The 3,336-nt window shown below is 59.8% G+C and carries 4 protein-coding genes; all 4 read right to left on the bottom strand.

Annotated features, from left to right (window positions below; all coding sequences use genetic code 11):
- Positions 1-44 precede the first annotated feature (44 nt).
- Entirely contained in the window at positions 45-239 is a 195-nt protein-coding gene (locus ABJK70_RS22325; RefSeq protein WP_077727889.1) for a hypothetical protein, read from the bottom strand.
- A gap of 271 nt (positions 240-510) precedes the next feature.
- Positions 511-2,019 carry a helicase HerA-like C-terminal domain-containing protein gene (locus ABJK70_RS22320; protein ID WP_156879470.1) on the bottom strand — a complete coding sequence of 503 codons (1,509 nt, stop codon included), beginning with the start codon at positions 2,017-2,019 and terminating at the stop codon, positions 511-513.
- Positions 2,020-2,263: 244 nt separating this feature from the next.
- Positions 2,264-2,773: a TPM domain-containing protein gene (locus ABJK70_RS22315; RefSeq protein WP_077727887.1), complete on the bottom strand. Its 510-nt coding sequence runs from the start codon at positions 2,771-2,773 to the stop codon at positions 2,264-2,266.
- Positions 2,773-3,336, bottom strand: a 564-nt coding sequence (locus ABJK70_RS22310; RefSeq protein ID WP_347259174.1) for a TPM domain-containing protein, incomplete at its 5' end; no start/stop codon positions are given. The genes ABJK70_RS22310 and ABJK70_RS22315, both read right to left, overlap by 1 nt.

Below are 3,336 nucleotides of genomic sequence, written 5' to 3'. Positions count from 1 at the left end.
GGTCTCTGCGGCTCTGCGGAACGAAATGCCGATTGCCCGGTAAGTCAGAAATTCTTTCGTTGCCGTGAAGCGGTTTTTGCTCTACTGACTCTTTCGGAGCGATAGATGAAACGCATGCCCATAATGAATGCGCCGAGAACGATCAACAGTACGGCAAACGGTATCGCCAAGGCGGTCTGACTCATGACCACGGCGGCCCCGATCAGAATCAGCACCAAAGGCTTCACTTCGTAAAACATCTTAACTCCTCGTCAACTCTTCTATGGCCGCACGGATCACGCGGGTTCGTTCGGCGCCTCGCGAGAAGTCCCGGTCGGCCGAAACTGGCCGACCGGGACCCACATGTAAACTGAGCCGTCGTTAAGAATAGCCGCAAGCCGATATTTTTATTGCCGCCTGCCCGATAACGAGTTCGTAAGATGCACTGAGTGCCCGAAACGCATTGATCGCGAACGATGCGGTTCGTCCCTCACCGCATCCTACCTTTTGGTATACCTGATAACGTCCACCCTACCTTTTTCTTCCCGTCAAAGACCCCAGCACGCCCCTAAGAAGCTGCCGGCCGAGTTCGCTGCCTATGCTTCGGGCGGCGCTTTTGGCGAAGGCCTCCATCGCGGTTTGCCGTTGTTTGCCCTTACCGCGCGACGGAGTGCCCAGAATGCTCCCGAGCGTATCGAAAATGCCTCCGGCTGCCGAACCGGAAGCAGGACGACCGGCTTCTTCGGTCCTTTGCTGGAGATCCTCGGCGGCACGCGCTTTGAGCATTTCGTAGGCCGACTCCCGGTCCACGGCTTTTTCGTAATGGCCCGCGATGGGCGACTCGCCGATGAGTTGCTTTCGTTGAGCGGCATCGATGGGGCCGATCTTGCTTTGAGGCGGCAGGATGAAGGCCCGCTCGACGATATGCGGACGGCCTTTTTCGTCGAGTAATGAAACCAAGGCTTCGCCGACGCCCAACTCGGTAATGACGGTCTTCTCGTCCAGGTCCGGATTGTCGCGCATGGTTTCGGCCGCCGAACGAACCGCTTTCTGATCCCGCGGCGTAAAGGCCCGAAGCGCGTGCTGGATGCGATTGCCGAGCTGTCCCAAAACCTTGTCCGGAACGTCCAGAGGATTTTGCGTCACGAAATAAACGCCCACGCCCTTGGAGCGGATCAGGCGCACGACTTGCTCGATCTTGTCCAGCAAAATCTCCGGAGCGTCGTCGAATAGCAGATGCGCCTCGTCGAAGAAAAACACCAGCTTGGGTTTGTCGCGATCCCCCACTTCCGGCAGATGCTCGAACAGTTCGGACAACAGCCAGAGCAGAAAGGCTGCATAGACTTTCGGTGCCTGCATGAGCTTGTCGGCGGCCATGATATTGATTACGCCCTGCCCGTCCGGCGCGGTTTGCATCAGATCGTCGATGTTCAGGGAGGGCTCGCCGAACAGCCGGTCTCCGCCCTGGCTTTCCAAGGCCATCAAACCGCGCTGGATGGCGCCGATGCTGGCGGCGGAGATGTTGCCGTACGAGGTGGTGAATTGGCCCGCATTTTCGCCCACGAACTGAAGCATCGCGCGCAAGTCCTTCAGATCGAGCAGCAGCATTCCGCTGTCGTCCGCGATCTTGAAAACCAGGTGGAGCACGCCCTCCTGGGTTTCGTTCAGATTAAGCATGCGCGAGAGCAGCAAGGGCCCCATCTCGGAAATGGTCGCCCGAGCGGGATGTCCCTGTTCGCCGAAAACATCCCAAAAGGTCACCGGAAATCCGGCGAATTCATGGCCCTGGATGCCGAGCAACGAGAGCCGCTCGACCATCTTCGGGCTGGCCACGCCCGGCTGGCTCAAACCGGACAAATCGCCTTTGATGTCCGATAAAAACACCGGCACGCCGATGCGGCTGAAACGCTCCGCCAGAACTTGCAACGTAACGGTCTTGCCGGTGCCGGTCGCGCCGCTGATCAGGCCGTGGCGGTTGGCCATGGACGGCAGCAGTGAAAGCGAATCCCGGCCTTTGGCGATTAACAATGCGTCGGTCATGAGTGGTCTCCGGCAAATGAAGTGATCCGTTAATAGTAATCGGCAACTAGCCGGTTGACCGGAAAAAGTCCGTACCCGGCGCGGGACAATGCTGTTGAACTAAGCCGTCATACCGGCAGGGAGTGCCGGTATCCAGTCGACAAGGACGTTACTCCGCAAGTCGTCCCGAACGTCTGGGTTCCGGCATTCCCTGCCGGAACGACGAGCCTGAGCCTTAACTCAAAACAGGAGCGGCCGAGCAAACTCAACCATCAATAATGACCGGATGATTGGCGAGCTCGTCGCCGTGCAGATCCGGTCCCGCGAAGTGCTTTTCCAAATGAGAGCCCACGGCTTGAACCCCGGCCACGATACCCGCCTCGAAGTCGCCTTTCCGAAAAGCCGCTTCCATCTCATGGCAGATACGCTCCCAAGCTTCCGCTCCGACCAGCCGGTCGATACCGCGATCGGCGACGATCTCCACGTCCCTATCCGCGAGCAGCAGATAAATCAAAACGCCGTTGTTCCGTTCCGTATCCCAGATGCGGAGATCGGAAAACACTTCCAAGGCCCTTTCCCTCGGCGTCTCCCGCCGCAGCAATCTCCGCCAATCGAGCGAAATTTCCACGGCGACGCGGATTTCTCCGCCGTGCTTCGTCTCGCTTTCACGGATCTCCTCGGCGATGGCTTTAAGCGCGTGGCGCGGCAGGACCCGCCGAAGCCGCCAGGGTCCGTAACACAGATGCTTTAGGATACGACCGAAATGCTTGAACATCACCAGCGCCCCGAAGCTCCGCCGCCGCTGAAACCGCCGCCGCCCCCTCGGAAACCGCCACCTCCGGAGGAGCCGCCGAATCCACCGGGCCCGCCGTACCAGCCGCCCGGCCCTACCCGACCCATGCCTCCGAACACCGTCATGAACACGAAGAAGCCGACGAAAAGCGAAAACAGGATCGGCAGACCGAAAAAGGCGACCAGCAGTCCGGCGCCCGCGCCGGCAATGAGCCCGCCGAGAAAGGGGCCGAACAGAAACCGGAGTATCCGCCCACCGAAGATGCCGCCCAGAATCGAAAGCCCGAAAACGCCGCCCAGATCCTCATCCGGAACTCTTTCGCCATCGGCTGGCGCGGGCAGAGGCTCCCCGCGAATCAGGGCGAAAAGGCTATCGATGCCTTCGGACAGGCCGCCGTAGAAATCGCCTTGTTTGAAAAACGGGAGCATCACGTCTTCCACGATCCGGTTGGCGACGGCATCGGGGATCACGCCCTCGAGCCCGCGCCCCACTTCAATCCTAACGGTACGGTCCTGCTTGGCCAGGAGGATCAGGACGCCGTCGTC

It is taken from the genome of Methylocaldum sp., assembly GCF_039794385.1.
In the GTDB taxonomy this organism is placed as follows: Bacteria; Pseudomonadota; Gammaproteobacteria; order Methylococcales; family Methylococcaceae; genus Methylocaldum.
Note: the sequence above shows the minus strand (reverse complement) of the source record. Positions and strands in the feature narration are given on the sequence as shown.

Bases quoted from the DNA above. Each gene is read 5' to 3' on its own strand.
- ABJK70_RS22325 (WP_077727889.1), bottom strand. From the start codon at position 239: ATGTTTTACGAAGTGAAGCCTTTGGTGCTGATTCTGATCGGGGCCGCC.
- ABJK70_RS22320 (WP_156879470.1), bottom strand. From the start codon at position 2,019: ATGACCGACGCATTGTTAATCGCCAAAGGCCGGGATTCGCTTTCACTG.
- ABJK70_RS22315 (WP_077727887.1), bottom strand. From the start codon at position 2,773: ATGTTCAAGCATTTCGGTCGTATCCTAAAGCATCTGTGTTACGGACCC.